At 65.6% G+C, this 244-nt stretch carries 1 pseudogene; it reads right to left on the bottom strand.

The features are described 5' to 3' along the window. Nucleotides 1-244, bottom strand: a pseudogene (locus SB786_RS37310) (phospholipase); the annotation flags it as partial.

Below are 244 nucleotides of genomic sequence, written 5' to 3'. Positions count from 1 at the left end.
CGTCCGCTTCGAGCGTGCTGCCGATCACGGCCGTCGAGCTCGGGCGCAGATGCTGCGGGTTCGACGTCGACTTGAAGTACTGGAACCAGTTGTGGTGCGGGATGTAATCGGCCGTCGCCGCGTTCACCGCCGTCGCGATCGTGCTGCGCTTGCAGCCCGTCGTGCCGTTCGAGTTCACGGTCTGCAGGTTGAAGCCGCCCATGAAGCCGCCCCACGTGATCTTCTGCGCGTTCAGCAGGTCGCC

The organism is Burkholderia sp. SIMBA_062, assembly GCF_046534765.1.
Taxonomy (GTDB): domain Bacteria; phylum Pseudomonadota; class Gammaproteobacteria; order Burkholderiales; family Burkholderiaceae; genus Burkholderia; species Burkholderia ambifaria.
Note: the sequence above shows the minus strand (reverse complement) of the source record. Positions and strands in the feature narration are given on the sequence as shown.